This is a genomic window from Bradyrhizobium huanghuaihaiense, assembly GCF_007830635.1.
In the GTDB taxonomy this organism is placed as follows: domain Bacteria; phylum Pseudomonadota; class Alphaproteobacteria; order Rhizobiales; family Xanthobacteraceae; genus Bradyrhizobium; species Bradyrhizobium huanghuaihaiense.
The window spans coordinates 111,442-131,386 of the sequence record NZ_VLLA01000019.1 but is presented as its reverse complement, the minus strand read 5'-3'; the positions used below and the strand labels follow the sequence as shown (position 1 = coordinate 131,386).

Sequence of the window (19,945 nt, the reverse complement as noted above, 5' to 3'; positions counted from 1 at the left end):
GAAGGATGGCCGCGTGCAAGCTTCCCGCCACGTTCCTGCTCACTTGACCTCGATCCCTGCGTCCTTGGCAACCTGTTTCCAGGCCGCGATGTCGCGGGCGTTGATGTCGCGCTGCTCCTCGCCCGGGACGAATTGCGGCGTGATGCCGAGCTTCAGCAGCTTCTCCTTGACCTCGGCATCGCCGAGCGCGTCCTGCAGCGCCGCCGACAGCTTCTTCGCGATGGGGCCGGCGAGACCCGCCGGCGCGTACATCGCCCAGGACAGGCTGCGGTCGAACGGCACGCCCTGCTCCTTGTAGCTGGCGACGTCAGGCAGGCTCGGCGAGCGCTCGCCGCAGGCGGCCAGCGCCTTGATCGAGCCGTCCTTTACCAGCGGCGTTGCGGTCGCAACGTCCAGCGTCGCCAGCGAGATGTGGCCGCCGAGCAGGTCGCCGGCAAGCTTGGCGATGCCGTTGAACGGCACGTGCTCCATCTTGATGCCGGTCTGCTGCATCAGGATCTCCGCACAGAACTGTCCGGTCGAGCCGATGCCCCAGCTGCCGTACTGGATCGGCTCGCCCTTCTTCGCCAGTGCAATCAGGCCCTTGATGTCGTTGGCGGCAAAATCCTTGGTCGCCACCAGGATGATCGAGGAGACGCCGACGCGCCCGATCGTCGTAAAATCCTTGATCGAATCGTAGGGCAGTTTTGGATAGATCGCCGGCGCCAGCACATGCGTGGTCATGCCGCCGACGGTGATGGTGTAGCCGTCGTTCGGCGAGGTCGCGACCATCTGTGTGCCGAGCGTGCCAGCTGCTCCCGTGTGGTTCTCGATATAGATGCTCTGTCCGAGCGTCTTGCCCATCCTGTCGGCGAGCAGCCGGCCGACCACGTCGCCCCCGCCGCCGGCCGCATAGGGCAGCAGCATCTTGATCTTGTGCGTGGGGTAGGCGGCGGGGTCTTCCGCTCGCGCCGGCAGTGCGGCCAATAGCAATGCGAGAAACGAAAGCGTGACAGTGCGCAGCATCATGATGGCATTCCTTAATCTTCGAAACGAAATCGATAGGCCTCGCCGTGCCGGATCACGCGGCCTGCGGTCGGCGCCGGAAAATGGCCGGTGAGCAGATAGCTCGGCGTGTCCGCGAGCTCCTCCAGCAGCGCCATCCGCGTTGCGACCGCCGCGGCCGGATCGATATCGGCGGCATTCGACAGCCACGGTGCCGCGCACTGGATCGGATGATGGATCACGTCGCCCGACATCACCGCGTGATCGTGGCCACCGTTGAGATGGATCTGCATGTTGCCGGCGGTGTGGCCCGGAGCCGGCGCGAAACGCAAGGCGGCTTTGCGATCGCCAAACAGGCGATGATCGGTCTCGACGAATTCGGCAAGGCCCGCGGCGACGACCGGCAGCACGGAATCCTCGAACGAGCCGTGGTTCACCGGGCTCTTCGGCGCCGCATTGTGCGCGGCCTCGAAATGCCGGTACTCCTCGCGCCCCATCAGATAGCGAGCGTTGGGGAAGGTCGGCACCCACCGGCCGTCGAGGAGCCGCGTGTTCCAGCCGACGTGATCGACATGCAGATGCGTGCACATCACGAAGTCGACCTGTTCGGGGGCAACACCCAGCGCCTGCAAATTTTCGAGATAAGGCCGATCTAGGTTATTCCATGCCGGCACGCGCGGCCGATGCTTGTGATTGCCGCAGCAGGTGTCGACGATGGCGGTCCAGCGCGGCGTGCGGACCAGATAGGAGTGGTGACTGAGAATGAAGCGGCCGGTCTCGGGCTCGATATAGCGGTGATCGAGCCAGCTGCGGTTCTCCGCGATCACTGCGTCGGTGACGTTGGCGAACAGCCAGGTCTTCTCAAAAGGAAGCGCGGGGATCTCGCTGACGAGATCGACCCGCATGCTGCCGATCTTCACCTGCCGCATGCTCAGTTCTTCAGGAGCTCGCCGAACGGCACCCAGCGCGTGCCGTCGAAACGGATGAGTTGAAGGCTCGTCATCGGCGTATAGCGCTCGGGCGAATTGTTCACCGCGGTGCCGTTGATCAGCATCGGCAGGCGCACGTCCTTCAGGCTGGTTGCCTGTTTCATCACATTGGCTCGGGTGAGGTCGTTGCCGGAGGCCTTCAGCACCGTCACCAGCGTCTGCGCAATGGTGTAGCCGTAGACGTTGAGCCAGTCGCTCTTGTTGGCGTCGGGCAGGTACTTGTCCATGAAGGCGAGCCATTCCTTGTAGCCGGCATCGTCCTTCAGCGCCGGATCGGTCGCGTCCTTCAGGTACTGGCTGGAGATGACGCCGGTGGAATTGTCTTTGCCGGCCGGCTCCAGCACGCCGCTGATCGAGGCCGAGACGTTGGAGATGATGGTGACCGGCTTCCAGCCGATCTCGCCGATTTTGCGGATCGCCTGCGCCGCAAACTTTGGCGTCGCCGCGACCAGCACGACGTCGGCGCCGGCAGTCTTCAGGTGCAGGATCTGGGTGTCGACGGTCGGTGCCGAAGTCTCGTAAGCGGCGCGCGCGACAATCGCTTCGCCGCTGCCGAGCCCTTCTTCCAACGCCTTCAGATAGTCCTTGCCGAGATCGTCGTTCTGGTAGAGCACGCCGACCTTGGCATTGGCGTGGCTTGCCTTGATGTACTTTGCGTAGGCGATCGCCTCGTCGCGATAGGTCGGCTGCCATCCGACTGTCCACGGAAAGTTCTTGGGATCGTCCCACTTCGCCGCGCCCGAGCCGAGGAACAGCTGCGGCACCTTGCGGTCGTTGAGGTATTTGTGCACGGCGCTGTTGGTCGGCGTGCCGACGCCGCCGAAGATCAGCAGCACGTCCTCGCTCTCGACCAGCCGCCGCGTCTGCTCCACCGTCTTCGGCGGGCTATAGGCATCGTCGGCGATGATCATCTGGATGCGCCGTCCGTTGACGCCGCCCTCGTCGTTCACCTTGCGGAATAAGGCTTCCGCCGATTTGGCGATCTGCGCGAAGGCGGAGACCGGGCCGCTCAGCGGCGCCGTGGTGCCGATCTTGATGGTCTTGTCGTCGGCGCCGGGATCGTATTTGGCGGTTTGGGCAGAGGCGGTGCCGGCAGCGAGCAACGGCAACAGGATGCAGGCCGCGGCAAAGCGAAGGCGGGCAAAGCGCGCCATGACGTCGTCTCCCAAAATTGCTCTCCGCCTCTCGATGGGCGGAGTTGAAACGCGAGAACAGTGCCGGCAAGCAGGCTTGCGGGCCGCGACCGTTGCCGCCAGACTAGCGAAACGAACGATCGTTCGTACGGTTGACTAGCGAACGATCGTTCGTTAGTCAAGTCGCCATGGCTGTCCACACCTCCAGCGCGGCGGAAGCGGCTGCGCCCACGACGCGCGAGCGCATCCTCACCGAAGCGCTCAATTTGTTTGCGCAGAGCGGCTATGGCGGCGCCTCGATGCGCGAGCTGGCGCGCCGCGTCGGCATCCGCGAGAGCAGCCTCTACAATCATTTCTCCGGCAAGGCCGCGATCCTGGAAGCGATCGTCAGCGAGCACGGCCCGGCGAGCTCTGCGAGCCGGCTGGAAGAAGTGCGCTACAAGCAGCTCGCGCGCCAGCCCGCCGCGTTCTGCCGCCAGTTCGCGCTCGACCTCGTCGAGCAATGGTCCGATCCGCGCGAGCATCAGTTCCAAAAGGTCATCACCGCCGAGCGCAACCGCGTGCCCGGCATCCGCGCCAAATTCGCCGACCACTTCTATGCGCGCGAGCAGAGCATGATGACGGACTATTTCCGCGGCTTCGCGCTCGCCGGCCTGATCTCGACCACTGATCCGCGCGAGACGGCGCGGCTGTTCGCCGCGGGTCTCATCTACATCCGCCTCGAGCATTACGTGATGGGCGCGGTGCCGTCGCCGCGGCCGAAGGTGATCGAGGCGATCGACCGTTATCTCGCCTTCTTCCTGTCGCTGATCGCGGCGGGCAATGACACCGACAACAAGAAACGAAAAGCCAAGGGAGAAACGCGTGGCAAGGCTGCCCCTGATTGATCCGGAGACGACGAGCGGCGACATCCGCGCCTCGTTCGACCGCATGCCGGTCAAGCTCAACATCTTCCGCATGATGGCGCACGCCGAGGCCAACATGATCCCGGCGATGCGGCTCGGCAATTCGATCCTGCACAAGCAGAAGCTCTCTGCCGTCAACCGCGAGCTCCTGATCCTCCAGGCCGCCCAGCTCGAAGGCGGCGCCTACGAATGGCGCCAGCACGTGCCGATCGCGCTCGGCGTCGGCTGCACGCAGGCGCAGGTCGATGCGGTGGAGCGTTCCGATTACGATGCCGTCGCGTTGAACGATGCTGAGCGCGCGCTGCTGAAGTTCGGCCGCGAGGTCGTCGAGAATGTCCGCGTCGGCGAAGCCACCTTCGCGGCTGCTCGCGCGCATTTCAGCGACCAGGAGATCGTCGAATCCATCGTCGCGCTCGGCTTCTATATGATGATGGCGCGCCTGACTGAAGCGACCGAAACCGATCTCGATCCCGCGGCCGGCATGACGGTCTATGACGGCGGCAAGAAGCAGGGCGGCTGAGATGACGGACACCGAGACCAAGCCGGAGCGCTACGTCCGTCCGCCCAGCGCGGAATCATTGGGCGAAGCGCCGGGCAGGGGACGCCTGAAAGGGCGTCGCATCCTCATTGTCGGCGGCGGCCAGCGCGTGTTCGATGCCTCAACCGACCCGATCGGCAACGGTCGCGCCATGAGCATTTTATGCGCGCGCGAAGGTGCGAAGGTTTCGGTCGCCGATCTCAACCGAACGTCCGCTCAGCAGACGGTGAAGCGCATCACCGATGAAGGCGGGGAGGGTTTTGCGATCGCGGCTGATGTCACGTCGGAGGCGGATGTCCAACGCATGATCGACGAAGCGCATCGCGCCATGGGCGGACTCGATGGCATGGTGCTGAACATCGGCACCTTCGGCAAGACCGGGCTCGATAACGTCAGCCCCGAGGAGTGGAACAGGATCTACGACGTCAACGTCCGCGGCCCCATGCTGTGCTGCCGAGCGGCAATGCCGAAGTTCGACAATGGCGGCGCCATCGTCTTCATCTCCTCGATCGCCGCGCTGAAGGCGGGCTCGCAGATGGCGGTCTATGATTCCTCGAAAGCCGCGCTCGGCGGCCTGATGCGCAACATCGCCCATCTCGGGTCGCGCCGGGGCATCCGCGCCAACCTCGTCTATCCCGGCCTTGTCGACACCCCCAACGGCCGCGAAGCCGGCGCCGGTCGCCCCTCGCGCGGCAAGGGCCACATCCCGTTCGGACGCCAGGCGACGGCATGGGAGATCGCCTATGCCGTGCTGTTCTTCCTGTCGGACGAAAGCGTCTACGTCACCGCGCAGACGCTGGCGGTGGATAGCGGCTTGAGCGGGATGTAGGACGTAGCTCGTAGCCCGGATGAGCGAAGCGATATCCGGGGCGACCGCTCCCGCATGTCGCTTCGCTCATGCGGGCTACGACTTCTGTGCTCCGGCTACTGCTGACCACACCCACAACCGTCATCCTGAGGTGCGAGCCTTGCGATGCACTTGCATCGCAAGGTGAGCCTCGAAGGATGGGTCACGGGCGTTCGCGGCCCATCCTTCGAGGTGCGCAAGGGCGCGCACCTCAGGATGACGGTCGTGCGTGTGGATACGCAGAATCGCGCGCTCATCGCCCGTGCGATCGTGCGCGACAGATGAGATGGTCGAGCGAGAGGTGTCCCGGCCCGTAAGCCATGATGCCGAGCGCCATGGCCGCCCAGGTGAGATGGATCGGCCAGCCGTCGGGGACCGTGAGCTCGACGATCGCTGTCATAAACAGCAATCCGAGCCCCGCAAACCGAGTGCCCAGTCCGAGCACCAGCAGGATCGGGAACAGGATCTCGCCCGAGCCCGACAGGAAGGCCATCACCGCCGGTGCCGGAAAATGGTAAGGCCCGCCCGGCAGATGCAGCATGAACTCGTCGCTGAACAACGTCACGGCGGTGTCGTTGAGCCGCAGGAAGCCGGCCCATTTGAGCATGCCCGAGCGCCAGAACGGCACGGCCAGCGCAACGCGCAGTACGAGCTGGACCAGCGACGGCGTGGCAAGCGTCTGCACCAGTTGATTGGCCTTGTCGACGAGCAGCCCGAGGGGTGGAAGGCTGCCGTTTGCGGGCATGCGCTGGTCCGTAATCATGCTGGATCTCCAAAGGCAAATGAGATGAACGCGCCGGCTTCGATCAGGCCCGCGATGTTCGCGGCGATGTCGAAGTCGGCTGATGCGTCGAACGCCGCCATTGCGGCCGCGCCGAGCGGCTCACCGGACATCAGGCTGGTGGCAAAGACAGCGCCGCCGGGCGGAAGGTGGCGTACCTCGACGTCGAACTCGGCCCGGGTGATCAGGGCGTCTTCCGGCGTGGACGCGTCGATGCGCGCCACGGGCGCGCTGTCGCGGTTGGCGGCAAAGATCGTCACGGCCGCATAATGCGAGCGTACGATCCGTGTGGCCGGATGAGGCGTGAAGACGAGATCGTCAAGCAGTTCCGGCGCGATCGCGGACAGAAGCGCAGATGACAGCCGCAACGCGTCGGCGGCATGATAGGCATCGAGCCAGGCCCGCTCGATGCGCGCGACATCGGCCAGCCAGGGCATATCCTGCGCATGGGTGTAGTTCGCGACGAAGTCCGGGAAGTCGCGGCCGTAGTCGAACAGCAGCGGCGAGGTCGGCGGGCTATTGCGGACGTGGAAGCGCGCCATGGCGCGGAAGAAATCGGTGCCGGTGATGCGCTGCACGGCCGGATAGATCGCAGCCAGTGCATCGATCAGGCTGACCGTGACGTTGTTGCGGTAGACGTCATAGCGTCGGCCTGCCGGCTTGCCGTTTCGGCCGGTCACGGCCGTCGGCGCGTCACGTGCGGGGTCGAGCAGCGGCGGCGCGAAGGCCGCGGCAAATCCGGGGTCAGCTTCAGGCCGCACGGCGATCCTCCGTCTCTTCGGCCGTCTGGCAGCGATCGAGGATCGCCTGCGCGGCGGCGGCTTCGGCGCGCAGGATCGGCCATTCCGGGATCTTGCTGTCCCATTCGATCAGCGTGGGCACGGGGCCGCGCCGCGCGATGATGATCTCGAAAAGCTTCCACACGGCGTCCGCGACCGGGCCGTCATGGCTATCGATGAGGAGGAGGTTGCCGTCATCGTCGGTCTGCTCCGCGTGGCCGGCGAGATGAATTTCCCCGACGTGAGCCAGCGGGAAATCGGCGAGATAGTCGAGCGCGGAGTAGCCGTGATTGGTTGCGCTGACGAACACGTTGTTGATGTCGAGCAGCAGGCCGCAGCCGGTGCGCGCGGTGATGGCGCGAATGAAATCAGTCTCGCTCATCGTGGACTGGCGGAAGGTGACGTAAGTCGACGGGTTCTCCAGCAGCAGCGGACGGCGGATCGCCTCCTGCACCTCGTCGATGTGATCGCAGACGCTGGCCAATGTCGCCTCGGTATAAGGCAGCGGCAGGAGGTCGTTGAAGAAGCTGGTTTCATGCGTCGACCACGCCAGATGCTCGGAGATCAGCGCTGGCTGATAGCGCGCGACGAGGCCGCGGAAGCGCGCCAGATGGGTCTTGTCGAGCGGTTGCGGCCCGCCGATCGACATGCAGACGCCGTGCAGGGACAGTGCATGGTCGCGGCGGATGGCTTCCAGCGCGCGGTGCGGCGCCCCGCCCGCGCCCATGTAGTTCTCGGCATGCACCTCGAAAAAGCCGGCTTGCGGGCCGGTCCCGAGAATCGCGGGAAGGTGCTCGGGTTTGAAGCTGGTCCCGGCGACACCGCCGATCGGAAGTGAAAAGCGGAGCGGCACGGTGGCGGGCTTGGTAGCCGTGATCATGGTGCGTCTCCGCTTCCTTGGTGTTGGCGTGATGGATTGCCGGGGCCGCGTCAGACCGGCTTCAGCGAGCCCTTCTTGCCGCCGGGCAGGTCGATGCTGGTGCAGGTGCCGCCCTGGACGAATTTCCAGGCATTGCCCTGGAAGTCGACGGTCGAGGTGCCCTGGCAGGTCGTGCCCGGTCCGGCGGCGCAATCGTTCTGGCCCTTCAGCGCGACGCCGAAGCACTTTTCCTTCTTGGCGGCGACGGCGGCATCGGCCTCGGCCTTGGTCAGCGGACCGGCGGCGGCGAGGGTCGCGAGCGCGGTCGACATGGCGCCGGCGAGAGCAAGCGTGGTGACGACGTGTTTGGCAGACATCGAGGTTCTCCTTTTGCAGATGCATCGCCTGGCAGGCGAAGGCGCATGGTCTTCTTCGTTTCGCGGGCAGCCGGCGTTACCGCCGGAATGCTCACGAGTCCGTGAGACCGATTGGTCGGGGCGCCCGGTTGGTGCGCTTGGGCCGGGATTAGCAGGCAAGCGCCGGCGTAATTCCAATGCCTTGGCTCTATCGAGACGTTAGCCGCAGGGCATTGGCGGGGATGAGCCGCGCCTGCCAGACGTAACGAATGGCGGCCGGCGCCGTAGAGCGATGTCAGAGGATGCGCAGGTCCGCGAAGGCGAAAACGGCGATGAATGTTGACCCCGGACGGAGGCTTCAGGCAGTTGCAACGCTGACGGTCAGCATTCGCCTCGCGGTGTCCGCCCTGGTTCTGGCCGCGATCCTGCTCACGGCCGCCCTATCCAGCCTGTTGTGGTGGCGCACGGCGGAGGCAACCAGCCGCCAGCTCGCCTCCACCATCAACGAGCAGATCGTGGCGGCGGTGCGCAAGGAGGTCTCGGCCATCGTCGACGAGGCGCGCGCCGCACACACCGCCATCCGCACGCTGTTCCTCCAGAACGTGCTCGACACCCGCGAGGCCGACAAGCGCGAGTTCGTCTTTCTCTCGCAGTTGCAGTCGCAGGCCACGATCTCCTGGGTCGCCTTCGGCTGGCCCGACGGCTCGTTCTTCGCCGCGCACAAGCTCGGCGATCGCCAGCTGGAAATGATGGAGATCTCGCTGACCGATCATCCGGGGCAGCGCCGCGTCGATGAATATGACGTCGTGCCCGGCGACATCGAATTCGCGAGCCGCCGTTTCGAGCCGACTGATTTCCGCGTGGCCGATCAGGCCTGGTTCAAGGCCGGGCTCACCGCGGACGACCCGCAATGGTTCAGGGTGATGGACCACCCGACCGGCGCGCGGCCGTCGATTGCCTTTGCCGGCCCGATCGACGTCTATCAGGAGCGGCAGGGCGTTCTGGCCGTCGTCATCGAATATACGAGGCTCGCGCGCTTCCTGTCGCAGCTCGAGGTCGGGCGCACGGGAACCGCGTTCATCGTCGACGATAGCGGTGTGCTCGTCGCAGCCCCGGACAAGGAGGCCGACGAGCTGCACCCTGCGCGCAGCGACATCACGCTGCTGCCGCTGGCGCGCGCAGCGCTCGAACAGGCAGGCGAGGCCGGCCGCAAGGAGGCCTGGCGGACCCGGCTGACATCACGCGGCGCGGCATATGAGGTCGCGCTGACGCCGCTGCCGTTTCCCGGCTGGTCGCTCGCAACCGTGATCCCAGAGGCCGAATTTCTTGGGCCCGTCGAGACGACGCTTCACCGTCTGATCCTCGGCCTCGCGGTTGGCGCCGTGCTCGCGGCGCTGGCGTCGGCGGCGCTGGCGCGTTCCGTCATTGCTGCGCCGCTGTCCCGCGTCGTCGGCGAGCTTCGCCATGTCGAAGCGTTCGCGCTGGAGCAGGTTCGCCGGCATCCGTCGCGGCTCAAGGAGATCGCGAGCCTGTCGGGTGCCATCGCCGAGATGGCGTCCGGCCTGTCCGCCTTCCGCAAATTCATCCCCGCCGATCTCGTTCGCGGTTTGCTGCGTCAGGGTGTCGAGGCGAGGCCCGGCGGCAGCATCCAGGAGCTCAGTGTGATGTTCATCGACATCGCCGGCTTCACCGGACTGTCCGAGCGAATGGGCGATCGCGTCGTGCCGCTGCTGTCTCGCTACCTCGACCTCACTTCGGAAATCATCGTCGCCAATGGCGGCACCATCGATAAATTCATCGGCGACGCCGTCATGGCATTCTGGGGCGCGCCGCAGCCGCAAGGAGATCACGCCCTGCGCTGCTGCCGCGCGGCGCTGGCCTGCCGCAGGGCGATGGACGAGTCCGGCCTTGTCGACGATCTCGGCCAGCCGCTTCAGATCCGCATCGGCATCAATTCGGGCCGCATGCTGGTCGGCAATATCGGCTCGGAGCTGCGATTGAACTACACCGTGATCGGCGATGCCGTAAACGTTGCCAGCCGTCTCGAAGGCGCCAACAAATCCTATGGAACGCGCATCCTGATCGGCGAGGCGACTGAACGCCTGGCGCGCGGCGCCGTCCTCACGCGTGAGATCGAGAGCATCGCGGTTTACGGACGCGAGGAGGGGCTCTCCGTCCACGAACTGGTCGGAATCCTGGATGACGGCGTGACCGAAGCCGGCTGGATCGCAGATTACGAGCACGGTCTCGCCCACTATCGGGCGCGTCGGTTTGCCGTCGCGCTCGCCGATTTCGAGGCCGTGCTGGAGCAACGCGCCCACGACCGCCCCGCCGCGCTGATGCGTGACCGATGCCGGCAATTCATCGCGGCCGCGCCTGATGACGCTTGGCGTCCGATAGCGGCACTGACGTCGAAATGACGCGTTTGATGCCGGGGATTTTTACGCCAGGATCCCTGCTGCGTCGCTCTGGTCTCAGAGCTCGTCGAGCGCGGCCCATTGCGGCACGTGCGCGGCGAGCTTGTCGAGCAGGCGCTCGAATTCGTTGCGCTCGGCCCGCGTAAGGCACGCGAGCATGGCGCGCTCCCGCTCGCGCAGGGCCGGGATGTATCGTGCGTAGAGCGCACGGCCGGCCGCCGTCATGAACAATTGCTGGCGGCGGCTGTCGGTCTTGTCGGCGGCGCGCCGTATCAGCTTCTTCTTCTCCAGCGCGATGATGCCGCGACTGATGTTGGCCTTGAGATGGCCGGAGAATTCGCAGATCTCGCTCGCGGTCACGCCTTCGCGGAAGTTCAGGAAGATCAGGGTGACGATCTCCGGTCGCGTCAGACCGAGCTCCATCTCGATCCGCCGGAACGACGGCTCGCGGTAGAAGTTCAGCACGTAGCCCATCCGGTACGCGATCTGGAGCTCGGTTCCCCCGATCACCGTCGCGAGCGGCTCCCGCTCCGGTGGGAGGTCTTTGGTCGTGCCGTTCGGTGACTTTCGAGATGGTCTCATATGAGACTTTCTGGTTGATTTTCGATCGGGCATGATCTTAACATCGCCGCGCGACCCGCAAGAACGGCCGTCGTCGATAGTTGTGGAGGAACGGATGGAGGCGACGCCGGCCAGGCGCAGCGCTAAAGACCCGTCGTGCGAGCGCGAGGTTCGGTGCTTCTATGCGGGAACGGGCGCGCATCCGGTCTATGTCGATCATGTGCCATCACCGCGCGCGGCCACGGGCAGGGCGCCCGTCGTCATGGTTCACGGCGGCGGTCACACCGGGACCTGCTATCTGGCGACGCCGGATGGGCGGCCAGGCTGGGCGGTGCGGTTCGCCGCGGCTGGCCGGGATGTGTTCGTGCCGGACTGGCCCGGCCACGGCCGTTCGCCGCAGCCGGCGGATTTTCCGCGGCTGGGCACCGCCGATGTCGCCGCCTCGCTGCTGGCGCTGGTCGAGCAGATCGGCCCTGCCGTGCTGCTGGTGCATTCGGCGAGCGGGCCGATGGCATGGTGGATGGCGGAGCGGCGTCCCGATCTCGTCCGCGCTGTGATCGGCATCGCGCCGGGGCCGCCGGCCAATCTGCTGCGCGATCTGCCCGACGATCCTGCATTGATCCTCGCCTTGCGCGACGACGCCAGCGCCGGCCACCCGGTCTATTCGGATGAAACCATGCCGGTGCGGCTGACGGCGGAGTTTGCCGCGGCCTATTGGGCCAATGCGCCGCGCTTTCCGCAGGGCGCGTTCGAGAACTACTGCCGCTCATTCGCGCCGGAGAGCGCGCGCATCCTGAACGAGCGCTTCAACATCGCCGGCCGCGGACTCAGGATCGGCGATCCCAAGCGTCTGCGGTCCACGCCGATCATGATCGTGACCGGGGACCGCGATCCGCGCCATCCGCGCGAGATTGATGCGGCGACGGCCGGCTATCTCGGCGCAGAATTCGTCTGGCTTCCGGATCGCGGCATCGAGGGCAACGGTCACATGATGATGATCGAGAACAACAGCGACGATCTGGCCGCCATGATCCTGGCCTGGCTCGACGCCGTCAAATGCTGAGATATCGGTCATGCCAGCGCATCGAAAGGAACGGCAGATGAAATGGATTGCGCGCGCTCTGCTGCTGTTTGCGCTTCCCGTTGCCGCACAGGCGCAAGTCAGTGGCGACGTCGTCAAGCTCGGTGTGCTCACCGACATGGCCGGCGTCACCGCCGACATCACCGGCAAGGGCTCGCTGGTCGCCGCGGAAATGGCGGCCGATGAAATCGGCGGCCGGGTTCTGGGCAAGCCGATCCAGATCATTTCCGCCGATCACCAGCACAAGGCCGATGTCGGCTCCGCGATCGCCCGCCGCTGGTTCGACGTCGAGGACGTCGATGCGATCGTCGATGTGCCGAATTCGGGCGTTGCGCTTGCGGTCCAGGGCCTGGCCCGGGAAAAGAAGCGGATCGTCCTGTATTCGGGTCCCGGCACGACGGCGCTCACCAATGAGCAATGCTCGCCCTACGGCTTCCACTGGACTTACGACACCTACGCCGTCTCCCACGGCACCGCGTCTGCCGTGGTCAAGGCAGGCGGCCGCAGCTGGTTCATTCTGGCCTCGGACTATGCTTTCGGCCATCAGCTCCAGCAGGACGCGACCAGCGTGATCGCCGCATCGGGCGGCAAGGTGCTGGGTGCGGCCCGCCATCCGCTCAACACGCCGGACTTCTCTTCATTCCTGCTGAGCGCGCAATCCTCCGGCGCCAAGGTCATCGGCCTCGCCAATGCAGGCAACGACACAGTCAACGCGATGCGGCAGGCCGGCGAATTTGGCCTGACGCAAGGCGGCCAGAGTCTCGCCGCGCTGATCCTGTTCCTTCAGGACGTGCATGCCCTCGGTCTCAAGGACGCTCAGGGCACTTACCTGACCACGGCGTCCTACTGGGACATGAACGAGGCGACGCGCGCCTGGTCGAAGACGTTCTTTGCGAAAACCGGGATGATGCCGTCGATGCTGCATGCCGGCGTTTATGGCGCTGTGCGCCACTATCTCAAGGCCGTCGCCAGCGCCGGCACCGACGACGCCGACAAGGTCGCAGCGGCGATGAAAGCGCTCCCCGTCGGGGACGTCTTCTCGGAGGATGCGCACATTCGCGGGGATGGCCGGATTACGCGCACCATGTATCTGGTCCGCGTCAAGAAGCCGTCGGACTCGAAATACCCCTGGGACTATTTCGAGATCGTGCGCAAGATTCCGCCGGAGGAGACCGTCTGGCCGCTCGCGGAGAGCAAATGTCCGCTGGTCAAGGCCTCGAGCCGCTGAATCGGGGACGGCTGTCGAACGGGGTGGCAAAGCGAGCTCGCCACGCGCATGATGCGGGCGTGATATCTCGCCCTCTTGCGATCCCGGACGACCCCAACACATGAAAACCACGCTGCTGAAACCCGAAGACTACACCCGCTCGCCCTGGAAGAACGGCGGCGGCATATTCACCGATATCGCAGGCGCCCATCGTGCAGGCAGCCCGGTGAAGGACTGGAACAGCCTGCTCTGGCGTTTTGCCTCTACGCCGATCGTGGCGCCCGGTCCGTTCTCCCACATGCCCGGCATCGACCGCCTGCAGATGGTCGTCAAGGGGCGCGGGCTGGTGCTGAAGTCGCCGACGCAGGAATTCGACGAGCGTGAACCTTTTACGACGGTGCGCTTCACCGGCGAGCTCGAGATCGTGACCGCGCTGGAGGCAGGTCCCGTCGAGGTCGTGAACCTGATGGCGCGGCGGGGAGTTGCGGAGATCGAGCTCGTGGCGCTGAGGGAACCGGGCGAGCGGCCATTGTCCGCCGGCACGCATCTGGTCTACGCCGCGCATGGCGATTGCCGCATCCGTCTCGGCGGGGAGAATTTTGCGATTTCGCACGAATATACGCTGAAGGTCGAGCTGACCGAGGCGTCCAGTCTGGCGCTCGTTTCAGGCGTGGCGGTGTTAGCGTCGATCCAGCTCGTCGGCTAGGCTGCAACCGCCCTTGGGATTCGCACAATCCGTGCAACTGGCTAGGTTGACGCCGCGGCGCCGGCGCACGATATCTGCTCGATGCAGACCGCCGCGAAGGGGCCGGATATGAACGCGCCACACCAAAATCCCCCCACGCTGTCCGACGGCGTCGTCCACTGGCTCACCAACGGCACGCGCGACGAGCGCTTCATCGACAATATCTTCGCGGAGATGTGCATCCGTCTCCAGCAGGCGGACATTCCGCTCAAGCGGTCGACGATGCACGTCCGGATCCAGCATCCGCAATGGCTCGGCGCCGGCTTCATGTGGTCGGACGGCATGCGCGAGGCGAAGATAACGCGGGTCGACTTCGACGTGCTCGAGCGATCCGAGTTCATCGGCAGTCCTGCCAACGAAATGATGGACGGCGCGACCGAGCTCCGCGAAAAGCTCGAAGGCGATCCGTCGCTTGGCCGCAAGCACGCGCTCTATGATGAGATGCGCGCGAAAGGCCTGACCGACTACGTTGCCTGGCCGCTCCATCACACGCTCGGCAAGCGTCACTTCGTCACGTTCGCCACCGACCGGCCCGGCGGTTTCGAGGATGCACACATCGCGGCCCTGAAGAACGTGCTGCCGGTGCTGGCACTGGTCAGCGAGATCCGTATCAAGAACCGCCTGGCGCGAACGCTGTTGGAGACCTATGTCGGCGCCCATGCGGGCGAGCTGATCCTGGCCGGCGCCACCAGGCGCGGCACCGGCACCACGGTGCGCGCCGCGATCATGATCTGCGACCTGCGCGATTTCACGAAAATCTCCGACAACTGGCCGCGCGACGACGTCATCGATCTCCTCAACGATTATTTCGACGCGATGTCGGAGCCGATCGCGCGGCACGGCGGCGAGATCCTCAAGTTCATCGGCGACGGCCTGCTCGCGATCTTTCCGCTGAGCCAGCCCGATGCCTGCGCAAACCTGCTGCATGCCGTGAGCGAAGCGAGGGGAGCCATGGCCGCGCTGAACGAGCGCAACAGGAGCAGCGGCCGCGCGCCGCTGAACTATGGCATCGGCGTCCATGTCGGCGACGTCATGTACGGCAATATCGGATCGTCGAGCCGGCTCGACTTCACCGTGATCGGCCCCGCCGTCAACATGGCCTCGCGCCTCGAAGCGCTCACCAAGCAGCTCGGGCGTAACGTGCTGCTGTCGCGGGACTTCGCCGAGCTCGTACAGCCGAAATTCGAGCTGGAGCGCTTGGGCAAATACGAGGTCCGCGGCTTCAGCGATCCGATCGAGCTGTTTGCGTTTCCTGGCTGACGCGCGCGAGACCGGCGGTCGCGTCACCCGCCTCCATGTCGTCTTCCGGTCAGGGCCGGCTTGAATGCCTGCCCTAGCGCCATCGCGCCCGCGATCGCGCCTGCCTTCTCGTGACGTTTCCGAGATCGAACGATAATCCGGACCTTGCGGCCGGGCGTGTTCTGGCCAGGCCTGCCGGTTGCGCAAACGCACGTTTGCCGGCTCACCCTGCATCCGCGTAGCCGCGCGTCGTGCGGACGGGCAATCGAGCGCACCTTGTTGAAAGAGATTGGCGCGCGGGACTCCTAAGGTGAGTTCGTTGGCGGTGAATGCCGCCCGCTTCATCGGGAACCGAGACAACTCCCGGTGCAACAGAAGAGGTGATTGGCGGCATCTGGCGTGACAACAAGAGGAGGCTTCAATGCCAACCTGCTCCGGAAATCTTCATGGTCGAGCCGGGCGATGCGCGGTCTGCGACGGCAGATTCGGTCTCGTTCGGTACTACGCGTGGCGCAGGCCTCTCTGCTCGAAGAAGTGCGTCGAACGTTTCGCGACGCGCCGCCAGGACGACCGCGACTGGGTGGGCCGCTTTCCGGTCGCCTTCGATACGCTCGCAGAGAACCGCGTGAGGATCCCATGACGCTCCAGATGTCACGACGAGGTAAGGCCTACATGGAAACGGCGCAGAGCCTGCTCCGCGCGGCCCGAAGCATGACCGACGATGCGGTTGCGACGCGGCTGAAGATTCTGGCCGACGACTATCAGCGGCGCGCCGAAAAGGCCTCGAGCGCCGATGCAGACAGGTCGGTGGCGCGCCCGGCCGCCAGAGCCGGGTACGACTGGTCGAAGGAGCTTGTGTGAGATGATCCGGATCATTGCCGTGCTCTGTCGTCTTGCCTCTCCGACGGACTGTCATGAACAGATCGTCACGACCTCGGACTTCGCCGATGTGACGATGCAGTCCTGCCTGATGGGCGCGCCGCAGCTCGCCGAATGGATGGCGCAGCATCCGGCCGAGCGTCTGGCTGGGTGGCGCTGCACGATCGGCAAGCAGAGCAACGGCAGGGGAGCTTAGGATGCGGAGAACGGAGTAGCGGGCCGGGAAGCACCGTTGCCAACGCTGGAATGTCCGACTACCTTTTGGCCCGGGGCCTCCCAGACGGTCCTGCGATCAGCCACCCGTTCATGCCCAAATTCCTTCGCATCGGTGTCCATCAGTCGAACGTCTCCGGGTACACGTCGAAAGCGTGGTGCATCAGGCGTGCCGGCTCGACGATCTTCCTGAAGTGGGGCGCCGTGGAGGTGCATGGCGCGGGTGCCGTGCGCACGGTCTACTGGACGCGCGTGCCGCAGGAGAAGACGGTCCGCTGCCGCACGGCGCAGCGTGCCCAGGACTATGTCAGGGCAGCGATCGCGCGGCGACGCAATCACCGCTATGAGCCGCTGACCGGGGCCATCGCGAACCGGCGCCCGTCGGCTGCACGAAGCGCCGAGCTCAAGCAGGCGCTTGCCACCATCCTGATCGTCGACATCGTCGGCTCCACCGCAAAGGCTGCCAAGCTCGGCGACGCGCGCTGGACCAAGGTTGTGGGCCTCTATTACGCCGCCGTCCGCAAGGAGCTGAAGAGCTCGCGCGGCAAGGAGGTCGTGACCACCGGCGACGGCGTGCTGGCGACCTTCAAGGCGCCCGCCGCCGGCATCATTTGCGCGACCGCAATCCAGAAGGCCGTGCGCACGCTGGGCCTCGAGATCAGGGTGGGCCTGCACGCCGGCGAGTACACGATCAGCGGCGGCGAGATGGTCGGCCTCGCCTTCCACATCGGCACCCGCATCGCCGCCAAGGCGCGCGCAGGCGAGGTCCTGGTCTCGAGCGCGGTGAAGGAACTCTTGAAAGCGCAGTCCGCGATCAGCCTGAGGGATCACGGCGTGCACAGGCTCAAGGGCGTGCCGGAGCGCTGGCGGCTGTATCGGGTGGAGGGATGAGGGGATAGCGCTCCAGGCTGTGGGGTAGTGTCCAGTACTACCTGAGCGCGTGTACGGCGACGCCGCCCTTGTCCCGGTGATCGTGCGGCGATGCGACCCACCTCGAAGTTGGTACCACTTTTTCCCCCATTTACTGGGAACCTTCTTGCCTTCTACTAGGGAACTCAACGCGTAGGTCCTGCCTCGAATGTCTTCCGTGAGCACTGCGCGTCGACGATTGATGATTTTACATTTTGATCATGCGGGCGGGGCGCGCGGCGCAACGCGTTGATGTCGCGATTTCAGCGTCAGGGTTTCGTTTGCTCTCCCCTTGCGTTCGCGGCAGATCAAGGGAGCATAGCATGCAGCAATGTTTGATTGATTTCTTGCCGCTACTTCTCTCCCGCACCGATCCTTCAAGCAGGGTAGAAAGGGCGAACGCGAAATAGATCCAAGCCTCGCTACGCCCATTTCCCTTTGGCCTATCGTTCTCAAAAAGACGGCTCCTCGTGGCAGACGCGGTGGTTCGCCGAAGAGCCGGCGCATGGAATTTGTGGAGTGCAAGCTCACCATTGATTGATGTTTTTGGAGGAGATTTCTCATGGCGCTTACAGTCACTGTTACCGGCACGACCGTTACCCTCGACGAAACCGCCGGCCTGCAGAATGACGATACCAACACGGCCCTCCCGAGCGCGTTTTCAACTCGGCTGGCGGCACTGGGCGCTCCGAACACGGAGATCAACCATACGGTCAGCAGCGGCAACGTCATCACCATCAGCGGCGTCACGGGGTCGGTCGGCAATATCTCCTTCACGGACGGGAGCGGCGGTGCGCTGGACGGTGACACGAGCGGCCTCTTCACCAATGACGGCGAGGAGGTGTTTCTGTTCACGGACACCGTGAACGACAACATCGTGCTCGGAAAGACCGCGGCCGGCGTCATCGTCTTCGCGGTCTATCTCGAGGAGACCGGGAGCCCGGTGAGCGGCGGCAAGTTCTGGAGCGTCCAGTACGAGGCGCTGGAGCATCCGGATGCCACCAACCCCGATGACTCCATCGACCTCGGCACCCATCTCAAGGTCGCGGCCAGCGAGGTCATCAATTTCGGCTTCGCCGGTGCGCCGTCCGGCAGCAACCTCTTCATGACCTTCGGCGATCCGAACTCCACCCAGATCGTGGTGATCGGCAAGGATCCGCTCAATCAATCCCAGGGCGGAAACATCTCGTCCAAGGACGTGCTCAATATCAGCCAGGCCGGCAGCACCACCTCGTTCGGCGTCAACGGCAACGCCATCAACCCCGGTGAAGGTGCGTACATCACCTTCGTGACGGGTGCGAACACGAATTTCCTCGTGCCCAATCTGGACCAGAACGAGGCCGACGTCGAAGCCAACATCGACTTCCAGAACGTCTTCAATGCGAGCACTGCCTCCTTCACGGTCAACCAGACGAACCCGGGCGTCGGACCCGTCACCGTCAAGATCTCGGCCTTCGACACCGCCAAGGAAACTGGCGTGAATTTCGTCGACGGCCTCACCAACGACGCGCACGTCAATATCACGTCATTCTCGCTCACCGACTTCGTCGTCAAGTCAGGCAAGACGCAGTTTACTCCGGCCGCCTCGATCGACACCGACGGCAACTTGATCATCACCGGCCTCAGCACCGGCGACAAGGTGCAGTGGACCACGAGCGGAACGCACAACCGCGTCCTGATCGAGAACATCAGCGCCAACGACGGCATTGCCGGCAACGACAACAATACCTTCGACATCGGCGGCTTCAGCTTGAGCAGCGCCAACGCCACGAGCGCCGTGGTTGGCACGCAAGTCCATTTCGAAGATGACGGGCCGGCGGCGGGGATCGTGCAGGGCGCGCCGACGGTGGCGCATGACGAGACCGCGGGTATCCAAGGAGATGCCGATGACACCACCGCGGCAGGCGTGGTCGCGCTGTTTGCGGGCGTCAGCAATGTCAGCGGTGACCTCAGCCCGATCGGGTATGCGCAGGACGCGAGCGCTGTCGTGAGTTCGACCGGAAGCTCGCTTGGTACCGACTCGGTGGGCGGGACGATCGCGTTCTCGCTGGCGGTGTCCGCCGCAGGCGTGGACTCCGGCCTCGATACGACGAATGGCACCAGCATCTTCCTGTTCAAGGAGGGCGACCTGGTGGTCGGCCGGATCGGCAGTGCCGCCGGGGCTGCGGCCTTCGCGGTGGCGATCAACAGCTCGACCGGCGTCGTCAGCGTGGCGCAATACGCCTCGCTGAAGCACCCGAATGCCACGAACCCCGACGATTCGGTGTCGATCACCGACGGTGCGCTGCTGGCGGTGGTGACGGTCACCGATGGTGACGGCGATAAGGCAACGAGTTCGACCGGCATCGGCGATGCCGTGCAGTTCCAGGACGACGGCCCGACGGCGGGGATCGTCCAGGGCGCCACGACGGTGGCGCACGACGAGACCGCGGGTGTCCAGGCGGATGCAGACGACAGCACCGACGCCGCGGTGTCGGCGCTGTTCGCGGGCGTCAGCAACGTCAGCACCGACCTCAGCCCGGC

General features: G+C 65.1%; 20 protein-coding genes. 12 read left to right on the top strand and 8 right to left on the bottom strand.

Annotated features, from left to right (window positions below; all coding sequences use genetic code 11):
• Positions 1-39 precede the first annotated feature (39 nt).
• From IQ16_RS31000 to IQ16_RS30990, 3 genes are read right to left on the bottom strand one after another with little or no spacing between them, the layout of a single operon-like run.
• A complete protein-coding gene (locus tag IQ16_RS31000; RefSeq protein WP_018645949.1) occupies positions 40-1,008 on the bottom strand; it encodes a Bug family tripartite tricarboxylate transporter substrate binding protein in 969 nt (322 codons plus the stop codon).
• A gap of 11 nt (positions 1,009-1,019) precedes the next feature.
• Positions 1,020-1,913 carry an MBL fold metallo-hydrolase gene (locus IQ16_RS30995; RefSeq protein ID WP_018645950.1) on the bottom strand — a complete coding sequence of 298 codons (894 nt, stop codon included), beginning with the start codon at positions 1,911-1,913 and terminating at the stop codon, positions 1,020-1,022.
• 2 nt (positions 1,914-1,915) lie between these two features.
• Positions 1,916-3,127 (bottom strand): ABC transporter substrate-binding protein, encoded by a 1,212-nt coding sequence (locus IQ16_RS30990; protein ID WP_018645951.1) that lies wholly within the window; start codon positions 3,125-3,127, stop codon positions 1,916-1,918.
• A gap of 167 nt (positions 3,128-3,294) precedes the next feature.
• Between IQ16_RS30990 and IQ16_RS30985 the strand changes: the two genes are divergently transcribed.
• The 3 genes from IQ16_RS30985 to IQ16_RS30975 are packed head-to-tail and all read left to right on the top strand — an operon-like array spanning position 3,295 to position 5,378.
• The gene (locus IQ16_RS30985) at positions 3,295-3,993 is read left to right on the top strand and encodes a TetR/AcrR family transcriptional regulator (protein ID WP_018645952.1); all 699 of its coding nucleotides are present in this window, start codon (positions 3,295-3,297) and stop codon (positions 3,991-3,993) included.
• Positions 3,971-4,531 (top strand): carboxymuconolactone decarboxylase family protein, encoded by a 561-nt coding sequence (locus tag IQ16_RS30980; protein WP_018645953.1) that lies wholly within the window; start codon positions 3,971-3,973, stop codon positions 4,529-4,531. The genes IQ16_RS30985 and IQ16_RS30980 overlap by 23 nt, the downstream gene beginning before the upstream one ends.
• 1 nt (position 4,532) lies before the next feature.
• Entirely contained in the window at positions 4,533-5,378 is an 846-nt protein-coding gene (locus IQ16_RS30975) for an SDR family NAD(P)-dependent oxidoreductase (RefSeq protein ID WP_020608025.1), read from the top strand.
• Between the two features lie 271 nt (positions 5,379-5,649).
• On the opposite strand, the gene IQ16_RS30970 is transcribed toward IQ16_RS30975, so the two are convergent.
• The 4 genes from IQ16_RS30970 to IQ16_RS30955 are packed head-to-tail and all read right to left on the bottom strand — an operon-like array spanning position 5,650 to position 8,192.
• Positions 5,650-6,159, bottom strand: coding sequence for a DoxX family protein (locus tag IQ16_RS30970; protein ID WP_018645956.1), 510 nt, complete (start codon positions 6,157-6,159; stop codon positions 5,650-5,652).
• Entirely contained in the window at positions 6,156-6,938 is a 783-nt protein-coding gene (locus IQ16_RS30965; RefSeq protein ID WP_018645957.1) for an HvfC/BufC N-terminal domain-containing protein, read from the bottom strand. The genes IQ16_RS30970 and IQ16_RS30965 overlap by 4 nt, the downstream gene beginning before the upstream one ends.
• Complete coding sequence (gene bufB, locus IQ16_RS30960) at positions 6,928-7,836, bottom strand: MNIO family bufferin maturase (protein WP_145831937.1); 909 nt, start codon at positions 7,834-7,836, stop codon at positions 6,928-6,930. Before bufB ends, IQ16_RS30965 begins: the two co-directional genes overlap by 11 nt.
• Positions 7,837-7,886: 50 nt before the next feature.
• Entirely contained in the window at positions 7,887-8,192 is a 306-nt protein-coding gene (locus tag IQ16_RS30955) for a BufA1 family periplasmic bufferin-type metallophore (RefSeq protein ID WP_018645959.1), read from the bottom strand.
• 311 nt (positions 8,193-8,503) lie between these two features.
• Here IQ16_RS30955 and IQ16_RS30950 point away from each other — a divergent pair, with 311 nt between their 5' ends.
• The gene (locus IQ16_RS30950; protein WP_026312453.1) at positions 8,504-10,591 is read left to right on the top strand and encodes an adenylate/guanylate cyclase domain-containing protein; all 2,088 of its coding nucleotides are present in this window, start codon (positions 8,504-8,506) and stop codon (positions 10,589-10,591) included.
• A 54-nt stretch (positions 10,592-10,645) separates the two neighbouring features.
• Here IQ16_RS30950 and IQ16_RS30945 read toward each other — a convergent pair whose 3' ends face one another.
• Positions 10,646-11,170 carry a MarR family winged helix-turn-helix transcriptional regulator gene (locus tag IQ16_RS30945; RefSeq protein WP_167526362.1) on the bottom strand — a complete coding sequence of 175 codons (525 nt, stop codon included), beginning with the start codon at positions 11,168-11,170 and terminating at the stop codon, positions 10,646-10,648.
• 94 nt (positions 11,171-11,264) lie between these two features.
• Between IQ16_RS30945 and IQ16_RS30940 the strand changes: the two genes are divergently transcribed.
• The 8 genes from IQ16_RS30940 to IQ16_RS45265 all read left to right on the top strand — a co-directional run.
• Positions 11,265-12,212, top strand: a complete 948-nt coding sequence (locus IQ16_RS30940) for an alpha/beta fold hydrolase (protein WP_018645962.1) — start codon at positions 11,265-11,267, stop codon at positions 12,210-12,212.
• A gap of 37 nt (positions 12,213-12,249) precedes the next feature.
• On the top strand, positions 12,250-13,458 hold the full coding sequence (locus tag IQ16_RS30935; RefSeq protein WP_208751649.1) for an ABC transporter substrate-binding protein: 1,209 nt from the start codon (positions 12,250-12,252) through the stop codon (positions 13,456-13,458).
• 100 nt (positions 13,459-13,558) lie between these two features.
• The gene (locus tag IQ16_RS30930) at positions 13,559-14,143 is read left to right on the top strand and encodes a HutD/Ves family protein (RefSeq protein WP_018645964.1); all 585 of its coding nucleotides are present in this window, start codon (positions 13,559-13,561) and stop codon (positions 14,141-14,143) included.
• 108 nt (positions 14,144-14,251) lie between these two features.
• On the top strand, positions 14,252-15,442 hold the full coding sequence (locus IQ16_RS30925) for an adenylate/guanylate cyclase domain-containing protein (protein ID WP_026312455.1): 1,191 nt from the start codon (positions 14,252-14,254) through the stop codon (positions 15,440-15,442).
• Positions 15,443-16,057: 615 nt separating this feature from the next.
• Positions 16,058-16,282, top strand: coding sequence for a hypothetical protein (locus IQ16_RS30915; protein WP_035667371.1), 225 nt, complete (start codon positions 16,058-16,060; stop codon positions 16,280-16,282).
• A gap of 1 nt (position 16,283) precedes the next feature.
• Complete coding sequence (locus tag IQ16_RS30910) at positions 16,284-16,496, top strand: hypothetical protein (protein ID WP_018645967.1); 213 nt, start codon at positions 16,284-16,286, stop codon at positions 16,494-16,496.
• A gap of 110 nt (positions 16,497-16,606) precedes the next feature.
• Positions 16,607-17,404, top strand: a complete 798-nt coding sequence (locus IQ16_RS30905; RefSeq protein ID WP_018645968.1) for an adenylate/guanylate cyclase domain-containing protein — start codon at positions 16,607-16,609, stop codon at positions 17,402-17,404.
• Between the two features lie 580 nt (positions 17,405-17,984).
• Positions 17,985-19,945: DUF5801 repeats-in-toxin domain-containing protein (locus tag IQ16_RS45265; protein WP_244635926.1), on the top strand; the 1,961-nt coding region annotated here is incomplete at its 3' end.

Excerpts from the sequence above, each read along its gene's own strand:
- IQ16_RS31000 (WP_018645949.1), bottom strand. The coding sequence starts at position 1,008 with ATGATGCTGCGCACTGTCACGCTTTCGTTTCTCGCATTGCTATTGGCC.
- IQ16_RS30995 (WP_018645950.1), bottom strand. The coding sequence starts at position 1,913 with ATGCGGCAGGTGAAGATCGGCAGCATGCGGGTCGATCTCGTCAGCGAG.
- IQ16_RS30990 (WP_018645951.1), bottom strand. The coding sequence starts at position 3,127 with ATGGCGCGCTTTGCCCGCCTTCGCTTTGCCGCGGCCTGCATCCTGTTG.
- IQ16_RS30985 (WP_018645952.1), top strand. The coding sequence starts at position 3,295 with ATGGCTGTCCACACCTCCAGCGCGGCGGAAGCGGCTGCGCCCACGACG.
- IQ16_RS30975 (WP_020608025.1), top strand. The coding sequence starts at position 4,533 with ATGACGGACACCGAGACCAAGCCGGAGCGCTACGTCCGTCCGCCCAGC.
- IQ16_RS30970 (WP_018645956.1), bottom strand. The coding sequence starts at position 6,159 with ATGATTACGGACCAGCGCATGCCCGCAAACGGCAGCCTTCCACCCCTC.
- bufB (WP_145831937.1), bottom strand. The coding sequence starts at position 7,836 with ATGATCACGGCTACCAAGCCCGCCACCGTGCCGCTCCGCTTTTCACTT.
- IQ16_RS30955 (WP_018645959.1), bottom strand. The coding sequence starts at position 8,192 with ATGTCTGCCAAACACGTCGTCACCACGCTTGCTCTCGCCGGCGCCATG.
- IQ16_RS30950 (WP_026312453.1), top strand. The coding sequence starts at position 8,504 with ATGAATGTTGACCCCGGACGGAGGCTTCAGGCAGTTGCAACGCTGACG.
- IQ16_RS30945 (WP_167526362.1), bottom strand. The coding sequence starts at position 11,170 with ATGAGACCATCTCGAAAGTCACCGAACGGCACGACCAAAGACCTCCCA.
- IQ16_RS30940 (WP_018645962.1), top strand. The coding sequence starts at position 11,265 with ATGGAGGCGACGCCGGCCAGGCGCAGCGCTAAAGACCCGTCGTGCGAG.
- IQ16_RS30935 (WP_208751649.1), top strand. The coding sequence starts at position 12,250 with ATGAAATGGATTGCGCGCGCTCTGCTGCTGTTTGCGCTTCCCGTTGCC.
- IQ16_RS30930 (WP_018645964.1), top strand. The coding sequence starts at position 13,559 with ATGAAAACCACGCTGCTGAAACCCGAAGACTACACCCGCTCGCCCTGG.
- IQ16_RS30925 (WP_026312455.1), top strand. The coding sequence starts at position 14,252 with ATGAACGCGCCACACCAAAATCCCCCCACGCTGTCCGACGGCGTCGTC.
- IQ16_RS30915 (WP_035667371.1), top strand. The coding sequence starts at position 16,058 with ATGACGCTCCAGATGTCACGACGAGGTAAGGCCTACATGGAAACGGCG.
- IQ16_RS30910 (WP_018645967.1), top strand. The coding sequence starts at position 16,284 with ATGATCCGGATCATTGCCGTGCTCTGTCGTCTTGCCTCTCCGACGGAC.
- IQ16_RS30905 (WP_018645968.1), top strand. The coding sequence starts at position 16,607 with ATGCCCAAATTCCTTCGCATCGGTGTCCATCAGTCGAACGTCTCCGGG.